The organism is Frigoribacterium sp. VKM Ac-1396 (assembly GCF_015350895.1).
In the GTDB taxonomy this organism is placed as follows: domain Bacteria; phylum Actinomycetota; class Actinomycetes; order Actinomycetales; family Microbacteriaceae; genus Frigoribacterium.
In genome coordinates this window covers 529658-552415 of record NZ_JADKSD010000002.1, presented here as the reverse complement: position 1 = coordinate 552415, position 22758 = coordinate 529658, and the positions used below count along the sequence as shown (strand labels likewise).

22 protein-coding genes are annotated in these 22758 nt (G+C 73.5%); 8 read left to right on the top strand and 14 right to left on the bottom strand.

Annotation, left to right across the window (positions count from 1 at the left end; genetic code table 11):
* The first annotated feature begins 26 nt into the window (after positions 1–26).
* Positions 27–1082, top strand: a complete 1056-nt coding sequence (locus ITJ55_RS09675; protein WP_194595170.1) for a Gfo/Idh/MocA family protein — start codon at positions 27–29, stop codon at positions 1080–1082.
* Positions 1083–1158: 76 nt separating this feature from the next.
* Here ITJ55_RS09675 and ITJ55_RS09670 read toward each other — a convergent pair whose 3' ends face one another.
* Positions 1159–2055: a hypothetical protein gene (locus tag ITJ55_RS09670; RefSeq protein ID WP_194595169.1), complete on the bottom strand. Its 897-nt coding sequence runs from the start codon at positions 2053–2055 to the stop codon at positions 1159–1161.
* Positions 2048–2617, bottom strand: coding sequence for an RNA polymerase sigma factor (locus tag ITJ55_RS09665; protein ID WP_056259293.1), 570 nt, complete (start codon positions 2615–2617; stop codon positions 2048–2050). Before ITJ55_RS09665 ends, ITJ55_RS09670 begins: the two co-directional genes overlap by 8 nt.
* A 188-nt stretch (positions 2618–2805) precedes the next feature.
* On the opposite strand from ITJ55_RS09665, the gene ITJ55_RS09660 reads away from it, so the two are divergent.
* Both ITJ55_RS09660 and ITJ55_RS09655 read left to right on the top strand, forming a co-directional pair.
* Positions 2806–3546, top strand: a complete 741-nt coding sequence (locus ITJ55_RS09660) for a CHRD domain-containing protein (RefSeq protein ID WP_194595168.1) — start codon at positions 2806–2808, stop codon at positions 3544–3546.
* A 1-nt stretch (position 3547) separates the two neighbouring features.
* Positions 3548–4177, top strand: coding sequence for a sortase domain-bontaining protein (locus ITJ55_RS09655; protein ID WP_370544103.1), 630 nt, complete (start codon positions 3548–3550; stop codon positions 4175–4177).
* Between the two features lie 69 nt (positions 4178–4246).
* Here ITJ55_RS09655 and ITJ55_RS09650 read toward each other — a convergent pair whose 3' ends face one another.
* The 8 genes from ITJ55_RS09650 to ITJ55_RS09615 form a co-directional block, all read right to left on the bottom strand.
* Positions 4247–5431, bottom strand: coding sequence for a M28 family metallopeptidase (locus ITJ55_RS09650; protein ID WP_194595167.1), 1185 nt, complete (start codon positions 5429–5431; stop codon positions 4247–4249).
* Positions 5428–6708, bottom strand: coding sequence for a hypothetical protein (locus tag ITJ55_RS09645; RefSeq protein ID WP_194595166.1), 1281 nt, complete (start codon positions 6706–6708; stop codon positions 5428–5430). Before ITJ55_RS09645 ends, ITJ55_RS09650 begins: the two co-directional genes overlap by 4 nt.
* On the bottom strand, positions 6705–7394 hold the full coding sequence (locus ITJ55_RS09640) for a TenA family protein (RefSeq protein WP_194595165.1): 690 nt from the start codon (positions 7392–7394) through the stop codon (positions 6705–6707). Before ITJ55_RS09640 ends, ITJ55_RS09645 begins: the two co-directional genes overlap by 4 nt.
* Positions 7376–8125: a glutamine amidotransferase gene (locus tag ITJ55_RS09635; protein ID WP_194595164.1), complete on the bottom strand. Its 750-nt coding sequence runs from the start codon at positions 8123–8125 to the stop codon at positions 7376–7378. Before ITJ55_RS09635 ends, ITJ55_RS09640 begins: the two co-directional genes overlap by 19 nt.
* A gap of 70 nt (positions 8126–8195) precedes the next feature.
* Positions 8196–9284: a phosphotriesterase gene (locus ITJ55_RS09630; protein ID WP_194595163.1), complete on the bottom strand. Its 1089-nt coding sequence runs from the start codon at positions 9282–9284 to the stop codon at positions 8196–8198.
* The gene (locus tag ITJ55_RS09625; RefSeq protein WP_056259307.1) at positions 9281–10336 is read right to left on the bottom strand and encodes an ABC transporter permease; all 1056 of its coding nucleotides are present in this window, start codon (positions 10334–10336) and stop codon (positions 9281–9283) included. Before ITJ55_RS09625 ends, ITJ55_RS09630 begins: the two co-directional genes overlap by 4 nt.
* Complete coding sequence (locus ITJ55_RS09620) at positions 10333–11088, bottom strand: ATP-binding cassette domain-containing protein (protein ID WP_194595162.1); 756 nt, start codon at positions 11086–11088, stop codon at positions 10333–10335. Before ITJ55_RS09620 ends, ITJ55_RS09625 begins: the two co-directional genes overlap by 4 nt.
* Complete coding sequence (locus ITJ55_RS09615; RefSeq protein ID WP_194595161.1) at positions 11088–12119, bottom strand: substrate-binding domain-containing protein; 1032 nt, start codon at positions 12117–12119, stop codon at positions 11088–11090. The genes ITJ55_RS09620 and ITJ55_RS09615 overlap by 1 nt, the downstream gene beginning before the upstream one ends.
* A gap of 254 nt (positions 12120–12373) precedes the next feature.
* On the opposite strand from ITJ55_RS09615, the gene ITJ55_RS09610 reads away from it, so the two are divergent.
* On the top strand, positions 12374–13378 hold the full coding sequence (locus ITJ55_RS09610) for a LacI family DNA-binding transcriptional regulator (RefSeq protein ID WP_194595160.1): 1005 nt from the start codon (positions 12374–12376) through the stop codon (positions 13376–13378).
* A gap of 97 nt (positions 13379–13475) precedes the next feature.
* Here the strand turns inward: ITJ55_RS09610 and ITJ55_RS09605 are convergent, their stop codons facing one another.
* The gene (locus tag ITJ55_RS09605; RefSeq protein ID WP_194595159.1) at positions 13476–14588 is read right to left on the bottom strand and encodes a M20/M25/M40 family metallo-hydrolase; all 1113 of its coding nucleotides are present in this window, start codon (positions 14586–14588) and stop codon (positions 13476–13478) included.
* Positions 14589–14729: 141 nt separating this feature from the next.
* Here ITJ55_RS09605 and ITJ55_RS09600 point away from each other — a divergent pair, with 141 nt between their 5' ends.
* Both ITJ55_RS09600 and ITJ55_RS09595 read left to right on the top strand, forming a co-directional pair.
* Positions 14730–15251, top strand: a complete 522-nt coding sequence (locus ITJ55_RS09600) for a Rho termination factor N-terminal domain-containing protein (protein WP_194595158.1) — start codon at positions 14730–14732, stop codon at positions 15249–15251.
* 126 nt (positions 15252–15377) lie between these two features.
* The gene (locus ITJ55_RS09595; protein WP_194595157.1) at positions 15378–16010 is read left to right on the top strand and encodes a Pr6Pr family membrane protein; all 633 of its coding nucleotides are present in this window, start codon (positions 15378–15380) and stop codon (positions 16008–16010) included.
* Positions 16011–16236: 226 nt separating this feature from the next.
* On the opposite strand, the gene ITJ55_RS09590 is transcribed toward ITJ55_RS09595, so the two are convergent.
* Positions 16237–16809 carry a YdeI family protein gene (locus ITJ55_RS09590; RefSeq protein WP_194595156.1) on the bottom strand — a complete coding sequence of 191 codons (573 nt, stop codon included), beginning with the start codon at positions 16807–16809 and terminating at the stop codon, positions 16237–16239.
* 233 nt (positions 16810–17042) lie between these two features.
* Here ITJ55_RS09590 and ITJ55_RS09585 point away from each other — a divergent pair, with 233 nt between their 5' ends.
* Positions 17043–18521 carry a CDP-alcohol phosphatidyltransferase family protein gene (locus tag ITJ55_RS09585; protein ID WP_194595155.1) on the top strand — a complete coding sequence of 493 codons (1479 nt, stop codon included), beginning with the start codon at positions 17043–17045 and terminating at the stop codon, positions 18519–18521.
* Between the two features lie 18 nt (positions 18522–18539).
* Here the strand turns inward: ITJ55_RS09585 and ITJ55_RS09580 are convergent, their stop codons facing one another.
* The gene (locus ITJ55_RS09580) at positions 18540–19253 is read right to left on the bottom strand and encodes a LysE/ArgO family amino acid transporter (RefSeq protein ID WP_194595154.1); all 714 of its coding nucleotides are present in this window, start codon (positions 19251–19253) and stop codon (positions 18540–18542) included.
* A gap of 69 nt (positions 19254–19322) precedes the next feature.
* Here ITJ55_RS09580 and ITJ55_RS09575 point away from each other — a divergent pair, with 69 nt between their 5' ends.
* The gene (locus tag ITJ55_RS09575) at positions 19323–20300 is read left to right on the top strand and encodes a LysR family transcriptional regulator ArgP (protein ID WP_194595153.1); all 978 of its coding nucleotides are present in this window, start codon (positions 19323–19325) and stop codon (positions 20298–20300) included.
* 231 nt (positions 20301–20531) lie between these two features.
* Here the strand turns inward: ITJ55_RS09575 and ITJ55_RS09570 are convergent, their stop codons facing one another.
* Positions 20532–22742, bottom strand: a complete 2211-nt coding sequence (locus ITJ55_RS09570; RefSeq protein ID WP_194595152.1) for an NADP-dependent isocitrate dehydrogenase — start codon at positions 22740–22742, stop codon at positions 20532–20534.
* Positions 22743–22758 lie beyond the last annotated feature (16 nt).

The window sequence follows — 22758 nt, the reverse complement described above, 5'->3', positions numbered from 1 at the left end:
CGACGACGTGACACCGAGGAGACCGCATGCCCACGCAGACCCCGAGCACCCCCAGCACCCCGAACACCCCGAGCTTCCCCGCCGCGACGGCCGTCCCGCTGCGCGGCGGGCCGACCCTGCGCTGGGGCGTGATCGGCCCGGGCGAGATCGCCGGTGACTTCACCGCTGCGCTGCACGCGCACACCGACCAGCGCGTGGTCGCCGTGGCGTCGCGCAGCCTCGACCGGGCCGAGGCGTTCGCCCGCGCCCACGGCGTCGACGCGGCGTACGGAGACCAGGAGGCGCTGGTCGCCTCCCCGAACGTCGACGTCGTCTACGTGGCCACGCCCCACACCCGGCACCTGCCGGACGCGCTGACCGCGATCCGGGCCGGCAAGCACGTCCTGATCGAGAAGCCGATGGCGACCAGCACGGCCGAGGCCGACCAGATCGCGGCCGCGGCGAGCGCCGCCGGCGTGCTCGCCATGGAGGCGCTCTGGACCCGATACCTGCCGCACACCACCGTCATCGCCGAGCTGCTCGCCGACGGCGCGATCGGCGACGTGCGGCTCGCGACCGCCGACGTGGCCTGGGCGAACGACCTGTCGGCCGGCGGGCGCATGGCCGATCCGGCGCTCGGCGGCGGAGCCCTGCTCGACATCGGCGTCTACGCCTTCTGGTTCACCCAGTTCGCGACCGGGCACCCCGTCGAGTGGCACGCCACCGGCTCGACCCGGGCCGACGGGGTCGACCTCGACGCCGCCGTCGTCACCCGCACGGCCGACGGCGTGCTCGCGACCGCCGCCACGAGCCTGCTGACCACCTCGCCCGGGCTCGGCACCATCTCGGGCACCACCGGGTCGATCCGCACGCTGCAGAACCTGGTCTTCCCCGCGACGTTCGAGCTGACCACGGGTGCCGGTTCGGCCGTCTGGAGCGACCCGTCCGTGCCGACCGGCCGGCAGGGGCTCGCCTACCAGGCGACGGCACTCGCGTCCTACGTGGACGCCGGGCTGCGCGACTCGCCCCTGCACTCGCTGGCCGACTCGAGGTCGCTGCTCGCGACGATCGAGGCGACCCGCGCCTCCTTGACGGTCGTCTGACCCGCGAGCCGACCGCGCCGGACGCGCGGGGCGCGGATCAGGAGGCGCGGGTCGGCTCGTGCGCAGGAGGCGCGGGTCAGCTCGCGACCGGCGGCACCGACGCCACGGCGATGTCGTGCCCGTCGGCCGCACGGATCTCGACCGAGGCCACGTCGGTACGCAGCACGGCGGCGTTCAACCGGCAGTCGACGCGGACGTCCGAGCCGAGGAAGGCCCCGGACTCGTACTCGCGGCCGTCGTCGCCGACCACGACCACGGTGAACGCCGAACCCGTCGGCAGGCCGTCGACGCTCAGCACGGTCTCGGTGCCCCAGGTGTGGGCGACGAGGTCGCCGTCGAGGTCGACGCCGGCCGGCTGACCGGTGAAGTCGACGTGCTCGGTGGCCCCCAGGGTGCCGGCCGGCCCGTCGACGACGGTGTCGCGGGGCGTCGCGAGCAGGGCGCCTCCGCCGGCGCCGACGGCGAGGCACGCGGCGGCGGCGACGGCGATCAGCAGGGGGCGTCGGCCACGACCCGAGCGGGCGGCGGCGACGTGCGGGCCGATCCGGGTCACAGTCGCGTCGGCACCGTCTGCAGCGTCGGCGTCGTCCCCCGCGACGCCAGCTCCGCCGGTAGCACCAGCGGCGTCGAAGGCCCCTCCGGCGCCGATCGCGTCGACCCGTTCGCGCAGCCGGTCGCTCGGGGCGACGTCGTCCCAGCGCCCGAAGCCCGACAGCCCCTCGACGACGACGCCGAGCGAGTCGAGCTCGGCGTCGACGCCCGGGTCGGCGGCACGCAGCTCGTCGAACTCGGCGCGTTCGGCCGGCGAGAGGTCGTCCGCGAGCGCCGCGGCGATCAGCTCGTCGCGACGGGAGCCACCGAGACCGGCCCCGCCCTCGGCACCGTTCCCGGCTCCGGCGCCGCCCCCGGCTCCGGCGCCACCCCCGGCCCCGCGGTCGGCGCCGCCCCCGGCATCTGGCGTGCGGTCAGTCATCGGTCGTCTCGCCTTCGTCGAGGTGGGTGCGCAGGGCGCGCAGCGCGTGGAACACGCGGGTGCGCAGGGTCGCGACGGGCACGCCCGTGCGGTCGGACACCTCGCGGTAGCTGAGGCCCTCGAGGTGGACGGCCACGACGGCCGCCCGGTGGTCGTCGCTCAGGCGGGCGAGGCCCTCGGCCATGCCCAGTCGTTCGAGCGGGTCGGCCACGGTCGCCACCGGCTCGGGCGCGTGGTCGTAGGGCACGAGCGACGGGGTGCGTCCCCGCGCGCGGTGCACGTCGAGCACCACGCGGCGTTCGATGGCGAAGAGCCAGGTGCGGACGCTGCCGCGGTCGGCGTCGAACGAGTCGCGGGCCCGCCAGGCGCGGACGAACGTCTCTTGCACGCAGTCCTCGGCCAGCGACCGGTCGCGCAGGGCGTTGACGGCGAAGCCCAGCAGCGCCGAGCCGTGCTCGACGAACGCGGCCCGGACGTCGAGCCCCGGCGACCCCTCGCTCATCGGGCTCCGATCTGTCGTGCGGCTCGAGACGGGAGCGGCGCGACCCATGACGGCGATCATCCGCCTGACCTCCAGCCTATCCACGCCGGTCGCGGATGCCGACGGGGTGTACGTCCGCCGCGCCTCCCGCGTTCATCGGGCGGGGCACGAACTTTCTCGGACCCGGGGTGAACGCATCGGCCGGTGCCGACGTAGGCCCTGTCGAGCGGCACCCGCCCGGGCGCCGCCCCGTCGAGAGGACCCGGAGCATGCCGAAGATGACGCGCACGACCAAGAAGACCGCGATCCGCCCCCTGACGATCGGTGGCGCCGCCGCGACCGCCGTCACCCTGTTCGCCGCGACCCCCGCGTTCGCCGAGACCGAGGTGCCCGAGCCGTCCACCTTCACCAGCGCCTACACGGTGATGGCGACGCCCGACCAGGTGATCAACAACGACGGGGTCGCCACGCCGGGCGAGCCCGGCGCGACCGGCACGTTCGACTTCCGCGTCAACAGCGACACCGAGGTCATCTGCTACGACATCACGCTGCGCGGCGTGACCGGCGACTACCAGAGCCCGGCGAAGACCGCGACGCACATCCACGAGGCGGCCCAGGGGCAGGCCGGCCCGCCGCGCATCGCGTTCCCGAACCCGGTCGACCGCGGTGACGGCACGCGCACGAGCAGCGGCTGCTTGCAGGGCCCGTTCACCACGGGCGTGACGAGCGACGCCGGCTCCGACACGGGCACCGGCTTCAGCCTGAAGCAGCTCGAGGCGAACCCGGCCGGCTTCACGGGCGACTCGCACACGGCGTCGTTCGCGGCCGGCGTGGTCCGCGGCCAGCTGACGCAGGTGCCGGTCGGCGGCGTCGACACCGGACTCGGAGGCGCGGCCACCGAGGGCGGGACGGCCGGCTTCGGCCTCGCCGCCGGTGGTGCCGGCGCGCTGGCCCTGCTCGGCGCGGGCGCGTACGTCCTGACCCGTCGTCACCGCCAGGCACAGGCCTGACGTGCGCCGCCCCTTGCCTGCGGCGGTCGTCGCCGCCGTCGTGCTGGCCCTGACCGGGTGCGCGTCACCCGGGGTGGTCGCACCGACGGCGTCGTCGACCCCGGGGGCGGGGGCGGGCGCTTCGCCGACCGCGGCTCCGTCGGCGACCGGCACCGCGCCTCCTGCGGTCGACGCGGTGGTCGGCGCGGGCGTGGCCCCGGCGGCCGTGTCGGTGCCCGCGATCGGGCTCGACGCCCCGCTGATCGACCTCGGCATCGCCGACGACGGCGCGATGGAGGTGCCCGTCGACGCCGACGACGTCGGGTGGTTCACCGGCGGCGGGCGGCCCGGCGGGCGCGGACCGACGGTCATCGCCGCACACGTCGACTCGGCCTCCGGGCCCGCGGTCTTCGCGCGACTCGACGAGCTCGTCGCGGGCGACCGCGTCGACGTGACGACGGTCGAGGGCGGCGTGGTCGGCTACGTGGTGACCGAGGTGCTCGACGTGCCGAAGGCCCAGTTTCCGACCGGGCGGGTCTTCGGCGCACAGCCGACCGACCAGCTGCGGCTGATCACCTGCGGCGGCGTCTTCGACCGCTCGTCGGGGCACTACGACCAGAACCGGATCGTCTTCGCCGAGCCGGTCGGCTGAGAGGCAGAGCGGGCGAGCCGGGTCGGGCCGGGCCGGACCGACCCCGCCGACCGGCCCGGCCGCCCGCGCCTACAGCACCCCGGGAGGCGCGGCGCGGGTCGGCCGCGCCAGGGTCGCCACGAGATGCTCGACGAGCGGCACCGTCCAGGCCACGTTCGCCGCGATGCCCCGGTTCGGCTCGTCGTCGGGCTGGTGCAACCGGTGCAGGTCGTTGAAGGTGAGGAACGCGCTCGGCACCCCGGCCCGGTAGAACGACGCGTCGTCGGTGCCGGTCGTCGGCGGGAACCGCGTCACGAGTTCGAGGTCGGGCCGAGTCGCCGCCGCGTGCTGAAGCAGGGCCGAGCGGAACGCCGTCGAGAACGCCTCGGGCGCCCCGAAGGCCTCGACGAACGAGCCGCGGCCGAGTCCGTCGACGTTCAGCACGTAGTCGATCGCGTCGAGGTCGGCGGTCGGGGCGGTGTCGACGAAGTGCCGCGACCCGCCCAGGTGCCACTCCTCGGCCGTGAAGAACACGAGGCGGACCGACGGCACCGGCGGCTCAGCCGCCCACTTCTCGGCGAGGTGCAGCAGGGCGATCGTCCCGCTGCCGTTGTCGTAGGCGCCCACGGTGTTGAAGAAGCTGTCGTAGTGGGCGCAGAGCAGCACCGACCCGTCGCCCGTGCCCGGCACGTCCACGATCAGGTTGTCGCTCGTCGCCGCCTCGACGGCACCGCTGTCGGCCTCGACGTCGACGACGAGCGCCTTGCCGTCACCCAGCCACTCGGTCAGTTGCAGGCCGTCGAGCCGGCCGATCGCGAGGTGCGCGACCTCGAGGTCCGACCCCGAGGGCAGGGGCTGCGGCGCGGCGGGGCCGTCGTCTCGGGCGTGCAGGTACGCGAGCACGCGCCCGCCGTCGTCGGTCACGACGAACTTGCGCCAGGTCATCGAGTCGCCCCAGAGCCCCTGGGGACCGACGGCCTCGACCGTGCCGCGACGGGGGCCGCCGGTCGAGCCGCTCCAGAGCATCGGCCAGGCGGGCAGCTCGCGGACGATCGGGTCGTGCACGACCACGCGGTGCACCGCTCCCGGCTGCCAGCCGGGCAGCGTCACGGCCTGCCGTTCGACGGGCCACCCGACCGCACCCAGGTGCTGCTCGAGCCAGTCGGCTGCGGCCGCGATGCCCGGCGTGCCGTGGAAGCGCGGACCGTGCTCCACGAGCGCGACGAGGTCGTCGTAGGCGCGGTCGACGGCCTCGGGGTCGGTCTCGGGGGTCATGTCGTTCCTCTCGGGGACGGGGCGCTGCTCGGGGACGGGGCGCTGCTCGGGCTGGTCGTCGGAGCGAGCGATGTCGGCGTCGGCGTCGACGGGGCCGTCGGCGGGGCCGTCGACGACCCGAGGAGGCGCGGCGCGGCCCCCCGGGCGGCTCGCGCCACCGTCGCGGCCGGCACCCCGAGCAGGTGCTGGGCCACGCGGGCGACGTCGTCGGTCCGCCCCCGGAACCACCAGCTCGAGAACCGGTCGGTGACGGGCCCGGGTCGCGGACCGAGCACGGGGGTGCCCCGCGCCTCGATCTCGGCGAACCCGCCGAGCCCGCCGTCGTCGTCGTAGAGGTGCAGCGAGTCGCCCCGGACGCCGGGCGACGGGTCGGGCTCCTCGGAGTACTCGGCGGACGGGTCGCTGTGGCTGCCGCGCACGAACAGCACGGCGCGGTCGTCGGCGGGCTCGCCCACGGCGCGCACGTGGCCGACGCGGCCGGCGACGTGCGGTGCGGCGAAGCCGATCTTGAAGCGGTCTGCACCGGTGAGCGACACGGCGACGCCGCCCGGCACCTCGGCCAGCAGGTCGCCGACCGGCTCGTAGTAGTCGGTCACCTGCGCCTCGGGCACGGCCGAGACGAACGCGGTCCCCCCGGGCCGGACCTGGTCGAGCACCCACGACTCTGCCTCGTGCGCGCCGTCCGAGGCGATCTCGAGGCGGACCTCGGTCACGTAACCGCCGTAGTCGACGCAGTCGACCACGGACGCCCCGTCACCGTTCGCGACAGAGGCCCCGCGCAGATGGCGCAGCGGGTGCGCCGCGGGCCGGACGACCAACCCCAGCTCGGCCCGGACGGCCCCCGTCGGCTCGGTGAAGGCCTCGAGCTCGGCGACCCGGGTCATCGTGACGCGGTCGCCCGTGCGCTCGAGCTCGTGCCGGCCGGGGTCGAGCGACGGCGGCATCTCGTAGCTGCCCCAGTAGTCGCTGCGGTCGCGGATCATGTAGGCGATCTCGGGGCCGATCCAGACCCGGTCGCCGCCGACGTTCCAGTCGCCGCCGGCCACCAGCGCGCCGAACGAGGCGTCGTCGCCGAAGGCGTCGGGCAGCCAGTTCTCGGCCTCGCCCGCCGCGAAGAACGGCCCGTAGACGCGGCCGCCGTACGACGAGACGACCACGACGGCGTCGGGCCCCACGATCAGCCGTTCGAAGGCGACGCCGGCCGTGCCGAGACGGGCCTCGACGGCGGCGAGGTCGACGGCCGGTCCGCTGGCAGGGTCGACGGCGGGCCCGGTCACGCCGCGACCTCGTCGAGCGCGCTCGCGTGGAACGCGTCTTCGGCCCGCAGCATGGCGACGAACCACCGGTCCAGCTGCGCGTCGGTCACGTCGGCGGGCAGCTCGTCGACCAGCTGGTGCAAGGAGCCGACCTGTTCGCGGAACGACCCGGTCACGTGCAGGTCGATCCACTCCTGGACGTCGGCGGGCCGGGCCACCGACTGCCCGGCAGCCTGCGTGCACCAGTGCAGGTAGAGGGTCTCGGCGGCGGCGAGGCTCGTGACCACCCCGGCGTAGCCGCCCTCGTCGAGCGCGGCCGTCACCGTCGCCTCGAGGACGGAGGCGCGGCGCAGCAGGTTCCCCAGGGTCGCCTCGTCGACGGGTCGGGTCGCGAGCAACCGCTCGAAGTACCGGCTCTGCGGGCCGACGAGGTCGGCCACCGCCGCCGCGTGACGCTCGGCCCTCGACCATTCGGGCTGCTGCCAGAGGCAGTACCCGGCGAGTCGGGCGGCGGTTCGGACGAACGCCTGCTCGATCGCGAGGTAGCGACCGAAGTCGGCGTCGACGACGGTGCCGTCGGCCATCCGGGCGAGCAGCGGCACCGCCGCCGACGCGTCGAGCTCGCCCGAGCAGCGCGCGACGAGCGCGGCGGCCCGCCCTGCCCGGCCCGCCGAGGGGCCGGCCGGCGTCAGCGGCTGGTCAGCCACGAGACGATGCCCTGGAACACCTTGGCGTAGCCGCTCCACTCGTCGCAGAAGGCCGGCGGCGCCCAGTGCGGCGAGCAGTCGCTCGTGAAGACCGCGGTGCGCCCGGCGCCGGCCTCGCCGACGACGACGAGCGGGTCGCCGTCCAGGCGGGCCAGCTCGACGGCACCCGGCTTGACGACCGTGCGGTTGTAGCCGAGCAGCAGGGGCCACTCGGTGCCGGCGCCGCCGAGGGCGGGGTGGTCGGCGTCGAGCACGGTCGCGACCACGCCGGCCGGGCGCTCGACGCGGTCGTCGCCGATCAGCAGCTCGACCGGCAGCACGTCGGCGATCTCGGTCCGGGCGTAGCCCGCGCGACCCTGCCAACCCGAGAACGACAGGTAGCCGCCGATCATCAGCAGCGCGCCTCCCGCCTCGACCCAGCGGGCGAGCTCTTGCACGCGGTCTCGACCGGGGATGCTCTTCTCGAAGACGGCGGGCGCGAGCTGCAGCGAGTTGACCCCGATGTCGGACAGCACCACGACGTCGTAGGCGTCCAGCGCCTCCTGGGTCTCTGGGAACTCGGTGGGCACGAGGTGCGCGGGCAGGTGGACGACCTCGTGGCCGCCGGCCTGCAGGGCGGCCCGGAGCTGCGCGACGCCCTCGGTGTACGAGTGGGCGGTGAACTCGTCGACGCCCTTGGTGTGGGTGGTCGCGGTGATCCAGCTCTCGCCGGCGATGAGGATGCGGGACATGGTGGTGCCTTCCGGTGGTGACGGGACGGGACGAGGAGGCGCGCGCGGCTCACGGCCGCACGGTCGCCTCTCAGCGGGTCAGGGCCGCGCCCTCGAAGAGGTCGCGGACGTTGCGGGTGCCGACGCCGTGCACGACGTCGGCGTCGACGCCGAGGTCGACGAGGCGGTCGAGGAACACGGCGGGGATGTACGAGAGGCCGTTGCCGCCGTGCCGACGCAGCATGCTCTTGAGGAACAGGTCGTGGCTGAAGAGCAGGCGGCGGCCGAACCCGGCCGACACGAGGCGGGCGATCGCCGCGGCCGTCTCGACGGGCGACGGCGACTGGCCCTCGCCCGGCAGCGAGAAGCGGTACGGCATGCCGATCATGTCGAACTCGAGCCAGACGCCGCGCTCGGCGAGGCTGCGCTGGTAGTCGGGGTCGGAGCCCGAGGGGTCCATGTGGCAGAGGACGACCGCGGTCGGGTCGACGCCCTCGTCGCGCAGCACGACGTCGAGCACGCGACCGCCGTGGCGGACGAAGCCGGGCAGGTGCACGAACATCGGCAGGCCGGTCTCGCGCTGCAGGCGGCACGCGGCCCGCAGCGAGCGCTCCTCGCGTTCGGTGAAGCCGGGCGAGACGCCGATCTCGCCGATGACGCCCGAGCGGGGCAGGCCCGTCTCGGCCGGGTCGGCCCGGAACCGGGCGACGAGGCGCGCGGCCAGGTCGTCGACGCTGTCGGTGCCCGTGGCCTCGGGGTGGAACCTCTCGAGGTACCAGCCACCGCCCGTGACGACGTTCACCCCGCTGCGGCGCGAGATCTCGGCGAGCCGCCGCGGGTCGCGGCCCTGGCCGTCCGAGGTCAGCTCGATCACCGTGCTGCCCCCGAGGTCGCGGAACGCCACGAGTTCGTCGACCGCGTCGTCGTCGCCGTCGAGCACGCAGTTGTCGCGGCAGGCGAGCGGTCGGTCGCGCAGCAGCCAGGCGATGTCGGCGGTGACGGGGGCGTCGAACAGCTCGGGGAACTCGGGGTCGGGTTCGAGGCCGCCCTCCTCGATGCTGTTGATCAGGTGCTCGTGCGGCAACGTGTAGCCGAGCCGGTCGCTCGGCACGGGGCCGGTCACCGTCTGCACGTCGACGACCGCGGTCGTCTCGACGCCGAACCCTCCGACGCGGCTCATCGGGTCACCACCTTGCGCACGAGGTCGGTGAACGAACCGCCGCGCAGGTTGATCCAGATGACGATGATCAACAGGCTGCCGGTGACGATGGGCACGATGTAGGGGCTCAGGCCGAGCAGCGTGAGGCCGTTCGTGATGACGCCGGTCAAGATGGCGCCGATCGCGGTGCCGATGACGCTGCCCTTGCCGCCGAGCAGGTTCGTGCCGCCGATCACGACGGCGGTGATGACCGTCATCGCGAAGTCGACGCCCGAGTTGGCGTCACCCGACCCGAGGCGGGCCGCGGTGATGATGCCCGCGGCGCCGGCCGCCGTTCCGCTGAGCACGAGGGCCGTCATCTTGACGAAGCGGGTGTCGACGCCGGCCCGTCGGACCGACTCCTCGTTCGAGCCGATGCCGGTGATGTACTGGCCGAACCGCATGCGCTGCAGGCCGACGATGCCGACGCCGACGATGATCAGCGCGAGCCAGGCGGGGTAGCCGAGACCGAACAGGCGCCCCTGGCCGACCTGCGCGAAGATCAGGCCGGAGCCGATCGCGATCGAGTAGCCCTTCGTGATGAGCAGCGCGACGCCCCGCACGATCGACATGGTGGCGAGCGTGACGATGAACGAGGGGATGCCCTGGTAGCTCGAGAACCAGCCGTTGACCAGCCCGCAGAGCGCGCCGACGGCGAGGCAGATCACCATGACGAGCACCGACTCGAGCCCGGCCCTCAGCAGCACCGCGCCGATCACCGAGACGAGGGCGAGCGTCGACCCGACCGAGAGGTCGATCATGCCCGCCGTGATGACGAAGGTCATCGCCACGGCCACGATGGCCGCCGGGGCGACCTGCACGGCGACGTTGCGCAGGTTCGTCCCGGTGAGGAACGTCGGGGTCGCCACCGAGAAGACGACGATCACGACGAGCGTCACGACCAGCATGAGCAGCGTCGACTTGTTGACGCGTTGCAGGGCCTCCCAGCGTCGCTCCCGGGCCGCGGCGGGGCCATGGCCCCGGCCCGGCTCGGGGCCGTCGGTGCGGGTGGGGTCAGAGGTCGTCGTGGTCATGCGGCGGCGCTCCCTTCTCGGGTGATCATGTCGACGAGCGACTCGATGGTCAGGTCGTCGATGCGGGCGTCGTCGACGCTGCGGCCCTCGTACATGACGGTGATGCGGTCGCAGACCCGGAAGAGGTCCTGCAGCCGGTGGGTGATCAAGATCACGCCGACCCCGCGGGCCGCGACCTCCTTGATGAGGCGCAGCACGGACTCGACCTCGGTCACCGCGAGGGCCGCGGTCGGCTCGTCGAGGATCAGCACGTCGGGGTCGACCGAGGCGGCGCGGGCGATGGCGACCGACTGGCGCTGCCCGCCCGAGAGCTGCGAGATCAGCTGGTGGGTCGAGGTGACCCGGACGCCGAACTCCTTCAGCACGGCCGTGGCCTCGGCGTGCATCTCGCCGACCTTGAGGAACGGCCCGATCCGCGGCTCGCGGCCGAGGAACAGGTTGGCGGCGACGTTCAGGCTGTCGCACAGGGCGAGGTCTTGGTAGACGATGCCGATGTCCTCGGCCTGGGCGTCGCTCGGGGACTGGAACCGCACCTCCTTGCCCTTGATGCTGATCCGGCCGCCGTCGTGCTGCACCGAACCGGCGAGCACCTTCATCAGTGTGGACTTGCCGGCGCCGTTGTCGCCGACGAGGCCGAGCACCTCGCCCCGAGCGAGGCGCAGGTCGACGCCGCGCAGCACGTCGACGGCGCCGTACGACTTGCGGATGCCCTCGAGTTCGACGAGCAGGTCGTGCGTCGTGACGTCGGTCATCAGCCCTCCAGGTAGTACGAGAAGTCGGACAGGTTGTCGGGCGTGACGATCGTGATCGGCACGTCGACCGTCGCGGGCACGTCTCCGGTGCCGCAGGCCAGGTTGATGGCGGCCTTCGCGGCCTCGTAGCCGAACCCGAAGGTGTCCTGCTGGATGACCGCCTTCACGTAGCCGTCCTGCAGCCCCTCCACGGCCGAGGCCGAGAGGTCCCAGCCGACGATGCTGACCCGGTCCTGGGCGCCCTGGCTCTTCACGGCGGCGATGGCGCCGTTGAGGGCCGGCTCGCCCGTCGCGTAGATGTACTCGAGGTCGGGGTTGCCCGTGAGCAGGTTCTCGGCCGCCGCCTGGGCGTCCTCGTTGACGTTCTGGCCGTCGACGATCGTGCCGATGGTCATGCCGCCGGCCTCGACGGCGTCGGTGAAGCCGTTCTGGCGCTGGATCTGGATCGCGCTGTTCAGGGCGCCGACGACGCCGACCTCGCCCGTGCCCCCGGTCAGCTCGAGGAAGGCCTCGCCGAGCTGGGCCCCGCCGTCCTCGTTCGCCGTGCCGACGTACGAGTCGATGGCCGAGGCGTCCTCGACCGAGCCGTCGGCCGCGACGACGGGGATGCCGGCTGCCTTCGCCGCGGTGAGGGCGGGGATCAACGCCGTCGCGTCGACCGGGTCGACGATCAGCGCGTCGACGCCCGACGCGACGAGGTTCTCGACGCCCGAGACCTGCGTGGCGCTGTCGTTGTCGCCGCTGACGATCTGCAGGTCGGCACCGGCCTCGTCGGCGACGTCCTGCACGCCCTCGTTCATCTGCGTGAAGAAGGCGGTCTGCTCGTTGATGTCGACCATGCCGAGCTGGAGCGTGCCGCCGCCGTCAGGGGCACAGGCCTGCGGGACGTCGGTCGGGGCGGGGCGCGTGGCGGTGGTGGCCCCGGGCGAGGCGCCGGAGGTGGTGCTCGCGGTGGAGTCGCAGCCGGCGAGGGTGCCGACCGCGAGGGCGCCCACGGCGAGGGCGGTGAGGACGGTGCGGGTCGAGGGCATGAGGGGCCTTCCTGGGGAGGACGAGGTGGAGCATGCGGGGACTGACGGGGGCGGTCTCGTGGGGGCGAGAACGGTGGGCAATCGATTGCCGACTGGAACTGCGTCAAGAGTGACGCCTGCGTGTTTCGAGTGTCAACACCTTTGTGTTTCCGACGTGTAAAAGAGATCGACGGTCGGCAATCGGTTTCCGTCAGGCACCCGCTACGATGGTGTCCTCCCCCGTCGTCCCGTGACCGCCGCCCCCCGAGGAGCCCATGAACGCCGTCACCATCTCGGACGTCGCCCGCCGCGCGGGCGTCTCGCCCGCGACGGTCTCGCGCGTGATGTCGGCGTCACGCCCCGTCGGGCCCGAGGTCGAGGCCCGGGTGCGGCTCGCGGCCGACGAGCTCGGCTACTCGGGCAACGGCATCGCCCGCGCCCTGCGCACCCGCCGCACCGACACGGTCGGCATGGTCGTGCCGAGCATCCTCAACCCGTTCTTCACCACCCTGGTCGACAGCCTCGAGAGCGCGTTGCACGGCGAGGGCAAGCACCTGTTCCTCTGCGACTCGAGGCAGGACCCTTCCGTCGAGGCCGACCACCTGCGCTCGCTCATCGAACGTCACGTCGACGGCATCGTCGTCAGCCCGGTGCACGACACCGAGAGCGCCGCGGCGGTCGCGGCGTCAGCCAGGGCCGTGCCCCTGGTGCAGCTCGACCGCCGCGTCGACGTGCCCGACACCGACTGGATCGGCCTCGACGACGCCGAGGCGATGAAGCTCGTGCTGACGCACCTGGCGGGCACCGGCGCCCGGTCGGCGGCGTTCGTCACGTCCGAGCTGACGAACTCGTCGACGACCCTGCGCCTCCGGGGGTTCCGGCACTGGTCGGCCGAGCTCGGCATCCGTGAGGTGCGCGACGGCGTCGTCCTCGGCGACTACTCGGTCGACAGCGGCGACGCCGCCGCCCGGAGGCTGCTCGCGTCGGACGACCGACCCGACGCCATCGTCTGCGCCGACGACCTCATCGCCATGGGCGTGCTGCGGGCCGCGCGCGAGCTCGGCGTCCGCGTGCCCGACGAGCTGCAGGTCACGGGCTTCGACGACATCGTCTTCGCCTCGTACGTGACCCCGGCGTTGACGACCCTGGCGCAGCCCACCGACCGCATGGCCAGCGAGGCCCTGCGGCTGCTGTCCCTCCGCGGGACGACAGGAGGCGCGGGTGGCGGAGCCCGCATCTCGTTCGCCCCGAGACTGGTCCGGCGGCAGAGCACGCGCTGATCGTGCCCCTCGCCGATCGGCCGGCAGCCCGGCAGCCCGGCAGCCCGGCGGCCCGGCAGCCCGGCGGCCCGTCGCGACGCGTCGCCCGGTGGCGCCGTCAGTGCCCGGCGGCCCAGCGTTCGCCCGCGTGGCGGTACTGCGGGACCGCCCGCACGACCGCGTCGATCGACACCGACTCGTCCACGGTGTGCACCACGGTCGGGTCGCCCGGGCCCCAGACCACGACCGGCACCCCGTCGTCCAGCGAGCGGACGAGCACCGAGGCGTCCGTGAAGTACGAGGCGGGCTCCTCCGAGACCGGGGCGCCCAGGCCGGCGAGCCAGGGGTGGTCGCGCGGGGTCCACACGGCGGCGAGGTCGAGGTCGACTCGGACGTCGGTCACCTCGGGCTGGTCCCGCCACCACCCGACGAGATCGTCGACGTCGTCGCGGACGACCCGCAGGTCGATGCGCGCCTCGCAGGCGTCGGGCACGATGTTCGGCACGCTGCCGCCCGACACGACACCGACGTTGACGGTCTCGCGGCCGAGGTCGGCGTGGGCCCTGAGCGGCAGGTCGTCCAGACGCCCGAGCACGGCCACCAGGTCGAGGATCGCGTTGTGGCCCCGCTCCGGCGTGCTGCCGTGGGCGGCGACGCCCGAGGTGCGCACCGTCAGCCAGAGCGCGCCGCGGTGGCCGAGCACGACCCGGCCGTCGGTCGACTCGGGGACGACGACGGCCCCGACACGGTGACCGGCCAGCAGGTCGACCACCGCCGGGGCACCGAGGCAGCCGACCTCCTCGCCCGTCGAGACGGCGAGCGCGACGGGTGCGCCGCTCCGCAGGAGGTCGCGGACGGCGACCACCGACGCCGCGAGCCCGGACTTCATGTCGGACGACCCCCGCCCGTGCAGGCGGTCGCCCACGACGACCGAGCCGAAGGGGTCGTGGCTCCAGGCCGTGGCGTCGGTCACGGGCACGACGTCGGCGTGCGACGCGAAGACGAGCAGCGGACCGTCGGAGGCGACGGTGGTCGGCGAGACCAGGAGCGCCGTGGGCCCACCGTCGACCCCGCGGGCGAAGGCGACCCGCGCCTCCTCGACGCCGTCGAACTCGGAGGCGACGCGGCTCAGGACGGCGCCTTCTCCGGCCGTGCCGCTCGTCGAGTCGATCGCGACGAGGTCGCGCAGCAGGGCGATCACGGGGGCGTGGTCCGGGGTCGAGGGCGTCATGCCGACACGCTAGCGGCCGGTGCCCGGCGGCTCGGGTCGTCACGTGCCCCTGGACGTGATCCCAGGGCGTCGTGCCAGCGTGGGGGCACACGTCCGCACGCCCGACACGACCGACCGACCGACCGAAGGGGATCGCCGACCATGGCCGACCAGAAGAAGCTCAAGAAATCCGCCACCAAGGCCTACGACAAGGCCGAGGACGCCGTCGCCGACGCGCGCAAGGCCGTCGACGAGGCCCGACGCCGGGCGGAGAAGCTGACGAAGAAGTCCCGCCCGAAGGTCGCCCCGCTCGACGACGCGCTCGAGGACGCCACGGCCGGCCTCGGTGGCGCGAAGAAGGCGCTGAAGAAGGCGAAGCAGGCGTCGAAGGGCGCGCCGGAGTCCTCGAAGGAGTCGTCCTCGAAGGACTCGAAGGCGTCGCCGGAGTCCACGGAGGAGTCGTCGACCTCGTCCGCCACCCCGGCCGAGCCTCGCTCGATCTACACCCCGCCGCTGCCCGAGGTCGACGAGACGACCGTGTCCACGCCCGACGGGCCCGACGCCCACGTCGACCTGCACGCGCAGACCCTCGTCGCCCTGCGCGCCCTGGCCCGCACGAAGGGCGTCACCAACGTGTCGCGGTACACCAAGGCCGCCCTGATCGAGAAGATCGAGCAGGCCTGACCCGACGCGCCACCGCGCCCCGCGGGCGTGTTCGTGCCGGACGGGCGTCCGTCGACGCCCGTCACGCACGAACACGCCCGTCACGCCGACGGTGACCCGGTCGTCACGCGTCACTAGGGTGAGGACATGACGCGTGCTCAGCTGATGGTCCCCTACCGGTTCGCGTTCGCGGCCCTGTCGCTCGTCGCGGTCGTCGCCCAGTTCGGCGTTCAGCTCGAGAACGACTACGGCATCGTCAACTTCTTCTCGTACTTCACGAACCTCGGCAACCTGTTCGCCGTCGTGGTCTTCGTCGTCGGCGGCGTCCGCACGCTGCGGCGTCGCCCGGGCAGCCGTGCCTGGGACACCGTGCGCCTGATCTCGGTCGTCAACATGGTCTTCATCGGCCTCGTGTTCAACGTGCTGCTCACCGAGGTGAGCGGTGGCGTGCTGCCCTGGGTGAACGTCATCGTGCACATCGTGATGCCGATCGCCGTACTGGTCGACTGGCTCGTGCTGCCCGTCGGTCGCCGCCTGCCGTGGTCGGCCGCCGCGATCGGGCTCGTCGTGCCCGTGGCCTACAGCGTCTACTCGCTCGTCCGCGGCTCGATCACCGCGTTCTACCCGTACCCCTTCTACAACCCGGAGGCGCTGGGCGGCTACGGCCCCGTGGCGGTCTACATGGTGGTGCTGCTCGTCGCACTCGCCGTGCTGTCGGTCGCCCTGGTGGGACTCGCGCGCCTGGCCGGCCGCTTCTGGAAGCAGCGCACGCGCCGCTGACGCGACCCGCGCCTCCTGCGGTCGCCGCGTCGCGCCGCCGCCGCCGCTGCCTGGCCCCGCCGAGCCCGCCCCGCCCCGCCGCGCCCACCCCACCCCGCCACGCCCACCCCGCCACGAGATGGGCACCACGCCACGAAGTGGGCACCGCGCCACGTTTTCGCGTGGCGCGGTGCCCACTTCGTGGCGGCGTAGGGCCCGGCCGACGTCGAACCCGGCTCGGCGCCACTCAGCGGTAGTGCTGCTCGCCGCGGGCCGCCGCGGCGACCACGTCGCGGATGCGCGCCGCGCGGGTCTCGGGTCGCTTCAACGCCGCCAGCCGGAAGTACACCCGGAACCGCTCCGTCTTGGTCAGCGACGAGAAGTGCGCGGCCGCGGCCGGGTCGGCGTCGAGGGCGGCCTGCAGGTCGTCGGGCGGCACGGCGTCCTTCTGCCGGTAGGCGGCGTCCCAGCGACCGTCGCACTTGGCCCGGTCGACCTCGGCCTGCCCCGCCGGGGTCATGCGCCCCTCGGCGACCAGGCGGGCGACGTGCTCGCGGTTCACCTGGGACCACGGGCTGTCCTTCCGCCGCGGCTGGAACGCGGTCAGCATGTAATCGTCGTCGAGCCGGCTGCCCTGACCGTCGATCCACCCGTGGCAGAGGGCCTCGTCGAGCGCCTCGGACCACGTCATGCCCGGCGCAGTCGAGCGCACCTTGCGCAGCTTCAGCCTCACCCCGCCCGCGTCGGGGTCGCCCTCGAGGTACTCGCGCCACTGCTCGACCGTCACGTCGAGCACGGGCTTGTCGGCGAAGCTGACCATGCCGCGACCCTACCGACCCGCGACCGACCCGCACCCGCCACACCCCAACCCCCCGATCCCGGCCTCGCTCCGCCCCGCACCGGCCCGGCCCCGCCCCACCTCCGGACCTCGCCCCCCATCCCCCGGGACCACCCCGGCCCCTCCCCCGGGACCACGCCACCCCGCACACCGGACGACCCCGCCCCGTCCCCCGCACGATGCGCCTGCTCGCCCCGCTCCCCTAGCCTGGCGGGATGGACCTCATCGGGTGGATCACCGACATCGGCTCGACGCTGCCGACCCCGCTCGTCTGGGCGTTGGGTGCCCTCTTCTCGTTCACCGAGTCCGGCCTCGGCCTCGGCGTGTTCGTGCCGGGCGAGACCATCGTGCTGCTGCTCGCGGCAACCTTCGACAGCCCGGGGCCCGCGGTCGCGTTCTTCGTGTGCGTGGCGGTCGGCGGCTCGCTCGGCGACCACGTCGGCTACCTGCTCGGCCGCCGGTTCGGCACCGGGTTCCGCGACACCCGCATCATCCGCAAGATCGGCGTCGACAGCTGGGACCGCGCGGTCGCCGTGCTCGAGCGCCGGGGTGCCGCCGCGGTGTTCCTCACCCGTCTCGTGCCGGTCGTCCGCACGCTCACCCCCGCGGCGGCCGGGGTCGCGAACGTGCCCTACCGGTCGTTCCTGCCCGCGTCGTTCGGCGGGGCGCTGACCTGGGCCGCGGTCTACGTCGGCATCGGGTTCCTGCTGCGGTCGTCGCTCGAGGCGGCGCGGCAGTACCTCGGCACGTTCTCGTCCTGGGCGTTGATCGGCGCGGCCGTCGTCGTCGCGATCGTCTTCGTCGTGCGGCTCGTGCGCCGTCGACGGGCTGCCGCCGCCGAGGCCGCCGCGGCCCCGGGCGCGTCGACCGGCGCCGTCGACGAGACCGTCGCGGCCGACGACACCACCGCGCGAGCCGACGCGGCGTCCCGCGACGGGTCGTCCCTCGACACGACGGACGACGAGGCGCGGGCCGGCGACCGAGGGCCCGTCGCGTCGGCCGTCCACGCGGCCGGGCACGCCGTGGCCGACCCCGTGGTGGCGGGGGCGACCGCCTCGGGCGAGTTCGTGGCCGAGCACCTGTCGTCCCGTCGGCTCGCAGCCCTGCGTCACCGCCTCTTCGAGGTGGACGAGTGGCGGACCGTGCCCAACGCGATCACGGCCGCGCGCCTCCTGCTGTTGCCGGTCTTCGCCGGCCTGCTGCTCGCCGAGCTGTGGTGGGCGGCCCTGGCCGTCATCGCCGTCGTGTTCGCGACCGACTGGCTCGACGGCTTCGTGGCGCGGCGCACCGACTCGGTCTCGGTGCTGGGGTCGTGGCTCGACCCGGTGACCGACCGGCTGACCGTCGTCGTCGTGGCCGTGGCCTTCGCGGCGGCGGACGTCTTCGGCTGGCAGGAGGCCGTGCTGCTGATGGTGCCCGACGTGCTGCTCGCCGTCGGCGCCGTGGTGGCGTTCCGCGGCGACCCGGCCGTCCCGGTGTGGTGGGCCGGACGACTGCGGACCGGGCTCTGCTTCGTCGGCCTCGCCGTGCTGCTGCTCGGCGTCGCCCTCGGCGGCCCCGAGTGGACCGCCGTGATCGGCGTCGGCTACCTGGTGTTCCTGGTCGGGCTGGTCTTCCACTACGTGTCGGCCGTGCACTATGCGCGGGTCATGCTCGTCCGCTGGCAGCGCGCGATCGCCGAACGCCCGGTCTGAGGGCGGCGCGACCAGCCGTCACAGACCGAACAGCAGCCTGAGCCCGAGGGCGACCATCACGACGGCGATCACCGCGTCGAGCACCCGCCAGGCGGCGGGCCTCGCGAACACCGGACGCAGGAGGCGCGCGCCGAACCCCAGCGCCGAGAACCACACGAGGCTGCCCGCGATCGCACCACCCGCGAACCACCAGCGCAGCTCGGGCGGCTGGTGGTTCGCGACCGACCCGAGGAAGACGATCGTGTCGAGGTAGGTGTGCGGGTTCAGCCAGGTGAAGGCCAGGGCCGCGAGGACGGCGGGGACGACCCGGGCGGGGGCGACGGGCTGCGGCACCGCGGCGGCAGCGGCGCCGTCGGCCGACACCGCGCCTCCTGCGGGCGTGCCCACGAGCGCCGGCGTCGGCGCGACGTCGACGGTCAGGGCCCCCACCGGTCGGACGGCCCGCTTCGCGGCGAACGCACCGTAGACCAGCAAGAACCCGGCGCCGACGAGCTGCACGACGACGACCGCCCGGGGCGCCGCCTCGACGAGTGCTCCGACGCCGGCCACGCCCGCGCTGATCAGCACGGCGTCGCTCACAGCGCAGACCACGACGACCGGTACGACGACGCGCGTCACCGCCCGCAGCCCGACGCGGAGCACGTACGCGTTCTGGGCGCCGATCGCGACGATCAGGGCGAGGCTCGTGCCGAACCCGAACAGGACGGCGGGCAGCACGGTCGCGAAGGTCATGACGTCACGCTAGGGCCGGCCCGGTGCATCGGTCCAACTCATGTTCGTGATGCTGCATAAGCTCTGCTCATGACCCGGTTTCCGCTCGACCAGCTCGACACGCTCCGGACGATCGTGGACGAGGGCACGTTCGAGGCGGCCGCGCGACGCCTGCACGTGACGCAGTCGGCGGTGTCGCAACGCGTCAAGCAGCTCGAACGCTCGGCGGGGCGGGTGCTGCTGCGCCGCACGACGCCCGTGACCACGACCGAGGCCGGCGACGTGCTGCTGCGTCACGCCCGGCAGGTCGACCTGCTCGCCTCGGACGCGCTCGCCCGGCTGGGTGGCGACCCCGCGCACCGTGCCGACGGCGACGGGTCGGACGACCCCGTGCCGACGACGCTGCCGATCGCGGTCAACGCCGACTCGACGGCGACCTGGTTCGTCGAGGCGCTGGCCTCCGTGCCGCCGAGCGTGCCCGTCGTCTTCGACCTGCGCCGGGCCGACCAGCAGCACACGGCCGAACTGCTGCGGTCGGGCGACGTGCTCGCCGCGGTCACCGCCACCCGCGAGGCCGTCCAGGGGTGCAGCTCGGAGCCGCTCGGCGTCATGCGCTACCGAGCGGTCGCCAGCCCGGGGTTCGTCGAGCGGTGGCTGGACGGAGACCCCGCCAGCCTCGACGAGGAGGGCACCACGAGTGCACCCCGCGCGTCCGGCAGCGCCGACCTCGAGCCGCTCGATCGCGCCCCGATGGTCGTCTTCGACCGCACCGACGACCTGCAGCACGACTTCGTGCGTCGGCTCACCGGTCGCGAGCCGCTCTCGCCCCGGCACCACGTGCCCGCGTCGGCCGACTTCGCCCGGGCCGTCGTGCTCGGCCTCGGCTGGGGCATGCTGCCCGAGGCCCAGGCCACCCCCGAGCTCGCGGCCGGTCGCCTCGTCGAGCTGGCCCCCGCCGACCCGGTCGACGTGCCGCTCTTCTGGCAACGCTGGACCCTCGCCTCCCCCCTGCTCGACGCCGTCTCCGACGCCGTCCGCGCCACCGCCCGTCACGCCCTGCACCCCTGACGTCCCGTCCGCCTCACGCCCCGTCCCCCTGAAGCCCTACCAGCTGGTCGAGTGGTCCCGAATCGTCCTCGGCGACGCCACGAAGGACGATTCGGGACCACTCGACCACCGACCACTCGACCCCTCGACCCCTCGACCGCTCGACCACTCAGCGACTCGACGACCGACCCGACGGACGACAGGAGGCGCGGTGCCGACCGGAACCGCGCCTCCTGTTCTCGAGAGGGTCGCCTACAGCGTCGCGAGCGCCTCGTTCAGCGTGTGCGACGGGCGCATCACGGCCTCGGTCTTGGCGGCGTCGGGGTGGTAGTAGCCCCCGATGTCGACCGCCGTGCCCTGGGGCTCGATCAGCTCGGCGACGATGGCCTCTTCGGACTCGCCCAGGGTGGTGGCGAGGCCCGAGAAGGCGGCGGCCAGCTCGGCGTCGTCGGTCTGCGCGGCGAGCTCGTCGGCCCAGTACTTGGCCAGGTAGAAGTGGCTGCCGCGGTTGTCGATCGAGCCGAGCTTGCGGCCCGGCGACTTGTTCTCGTCGAGGAAGGTGCCGGTGGCACGGTCGAGCGTGTCGGCGAGGATCTGCGCCCGGGCGTTGCCGGTCGAGGTCGCCAGGTGCTCGAAGCTGACGGCCAGCGCGAGGAACTCGCCGAGGCTGTCCCACCGCAGGTAGTCCTGCTCGACGAGCTGCGAGACGTGCTTCGGGGCCGAGCCGCCGGCGCCGGTCTCGAACAGGCCACCACCGTTGATCAGCGGCACGACCGACAGCATCTTGGCCGAGGTGCCGAGCTCCATGATCGGGAACAGGTCGGTCAGGTAGTCGCGCAGCACGTTGCCGGTGACCGAGATGGTGTCGTCGCCGCGGCGGATGCGCTCGAGCGAGAACGCCATCGCATCGACCGGCGACAGGATCTCGATCTGCAGGCCGTCGGTGTCGTGCTCGGCGAGGTAGGTGCGCACGAGCCCGATCAGGGTCGCGTCGTGGGCACGGGTTTCGTCGAGCCAGAACACGGCGGGCGTCTGGCTGGCGCGGGCCCGCGTGACGGCGAGCTTGACCCAGTCGCGGATCGGGACGTCTTTCGTCTGGCAGGCGCGCCAGATGTCGCCCGTGGCGACCTCGTGCTCGATCAGCGTCTCGCCCGCCTGGTTCACCACGCGGACGGTGCCGTCGCCGGGCACCTCGAAGGTCTTGTCGTGCGAGCCGTACTCTTCGGCGGCCTGGGCCATCAGGCCGACGTTCGGCACCGAGCCCATGGTGGCGGGGTCGAAGGCGCCGTTCGCGCGGCAGTCGTCGAGCACGGCCTGGTAGATGCCGGCGTAGCTCGAGTCGGGGATCACGGCGAGGGTGTCGTGCTCGTCGCCGTCGGGGCCCCACATGTGACCCGAGGTGCGGATCATCGCGGGCATCGAGGCGTCGACGATGACGTCGCTCGGCACGTGCAGGTTGGTGACGCCCTTGTCGGAGTCGACCATGGCCAGGTCGGGGCCGTCGGCGATGCCCTGGTCGAACGCGGCCTTGATCTCGTCGCCGTTCGGCAGTGCCGCGAGGCCCTGCAGGATGCCGTTGAGGCCGTTGGCCGGGTCGAGCCCGGCGGCCTGCAGGTCGGCGCCGTACTGCTCGAACACCCGCGGGAAGAACGCGCGGATGACGTGACCGAACAAGATGGGGTCGCTGATCTTCATCATCGTCGCCTTGAGGTGCACCGAGAACAGCACGCCCTCGGCCTCGGCGCGCTCGATCTGTGCGGCCAAGAACTCGTGCAACGCGGCGACGTGCAGCACGGTGCCGTCGACGACCTCGCCGGCCAGCACGGGGATCGACTCGCGCAGCACCTGCGTCGTGCCGTCGGTGGCGACGAACTCGATGCGCAGGGTGTCGTCGGCCGGGACGACCACGGTCTTCTCGTTCGACCGGAAGTCGTCGACGCCCATCGTGGCGACGTTCGTCTTCGAGTCGGCCGTCCAGGCACCCATGCGGTGCGGGTGCTTGCGGGCGTAGTTCTTGACCGAGAGCGGTGCGCGCCGGTCGCTGTTGCCCTCGCGCAGCACGGGGTTGACCGCGCTGCCCTTGACCTTGTCGTAGCGGGCCTTGACGTCGCGTTCGGCGTCGGTCGAGGGCGAGTCGGGGTAGTCGGGCAGGTCGTAGCCCTGCGACTGCAGTTCTTTCACCGCGGCCTTGAGTTGCGGCATCGACGCCGAGATGTTCGGCAGCTTGATGATGTTGGCCTCGGGCGTCTTCGCCAGGGCCCCCAGCTCGGCCAGGGCGTCGCCCTGGCGCTGCTCGTCGGTGAGGCGCTCGGGGAACTGGCTGACGATGCGGCCGGCCAGCGAGATGTCGCGGGTCTCGACGTCGACCCCCGCGGTCTTGGCGTAGGCCTGGATGATGGGCAAGAACGAGTAGGTCGCCAGCATCGGCGCCTCGTCCGTGAGCGTGTAGATGATCTTCGCCATGCGGCAGGTGCTCCCT

Bases quoted from the DNA above. Each gene is read 5' to 3' on its own strand.
- ITJ55_RS09675 (WP_194595170.1), top strand. From the start codon at position 27: ATGCCCACGCAGACCCCGAGCACCCCCAGCACCCCGAACACCCCGAGC.
- ITJ55_RS09670 (WP_194595169.1), bottom strand. From the start codon at position 2,055: ATGACTGACCGCACGCCAGATGCCGGGGGCGGCGCCGACCGCGGGGCC.
- ITJ55_RS09665 (WP_056259293.1), bottom strand. From the start codon at position 2,617: ATGATCGCCGTCATGGGTCGCGCCGCTCCCGTCTCGAGCCGCACGACA.
- ITJ55_RS09660 (WP_194595168.1), top strand. From the start codon at position 2,806: ATGCCGAAGATGACGCGCACGACCAAGAAGACCGCGATCCGCCCCCTG.
- ITJ55_RS09650 (WP_194595167.1), bottom strand. From the start codon at position 5,431: ATGACCCCCGAGACCGACCCCGAGGCCGTCGACCGCGCCTACGACGAC.
- ITJ55_RS09635 (WP_194595164.1), bottom strand. From the start codon at position 8,125: ATGTCCCGCATCCTCATCGCCGGCGAGAGCTGGATCACCGCGACCACC.
- ITJ55_RS09630 (WP_194595163.1), bottom strand. From the start codon at position 9,284: ATGAGCCGCGTCGGAGGGTTCGGCGTCGAGACGACCGCGGTCGTCGAC.
- ITJ55_RS09625 (WP_056259307.1), bottom strand. From the start codon at position 10,336: ATGACCACGACGACCTCTGACCCCACCCGCACCGACGGCCCCGAGCCG.
- ITJ55_RS09620 (WP_194595162.1), bottom strand. From the start codon at position 11,088: ATGACCGACGTCACGACGCACGACCTGCTCGTCGAACTCGAGGGCATC.
- ITJ55_RS09615 (WP_194595161.1), bottom strand. From the start codon at position 12,119: ATGCCCTCGACCCGCACCGTCCTCACCGCCCTCGCCGTGGGCGCCCTC.
- ITJ55_RS09610 (WP_194595160.1), top strand. From the start codon at position 12,374: ATGAACGCCGTCACCATCTCGGACGTCGCCCGCCGCGCGGGCGTCTCG.
- ITJ55_RS09605 (WP_194595159.1), bottom strand. From the start codon at position 14,588: ATGACGCCCTCGACCCCGGACCACGCCCCCGTGATCGCCCTGCTGCGC.
- ITJ55_RS09600 (WP_194595158.1), top strand. From the start codon at position 14,730: ATGGCCGACCAGAAGAAGCTCAAGAAATCCGCCACCAAGGCCTACGAC.
- ITJ55_RS09595 (WP_194595157.1), top strand. From the start codon at position 15,378: ATGACGCGTGCTCAGCTGATGGTCCCCTACCGGTTCGCGTTCGCGGCC.
- ITJ55_RS09590 (WP_194595156.1), bottom strand. From the start codon at position 16,809: ATGGTCAGCTTCGCCGACAAGCCCGTGCTCGACGTGACGGTCGAGCAG.
- ITJ55_RS09585 (WP_194595155.1), top strand. From the start codon at position 17,043: ATGGACCTCATCGGGTGGATCACCGACATCGGCTCGACGCTGCCGACC.
- ITJ55_RS09580 (WP_194595154.1), bottom strand. From the start codon at position 19,253: ATGACCTTCGCGACCGTGCTGCCCGCCGTCCTGTTCGGGTTCGGCACG.
- ITJ55_RS09575 (WP_194595153.1), top strand. From the start codon at position 19,323: ATGACCCGGTTTCCGCTCGACCAGCTCGACACGCTCCGGACGATCGTG.
- ITJ55_RS09570 (WP_194595152.1), bottom strand. From the start codon at position 22,742: ATGGCGAAGATCATCTACACGCTCACGGACGAGGCGCCGATGCTGGCG.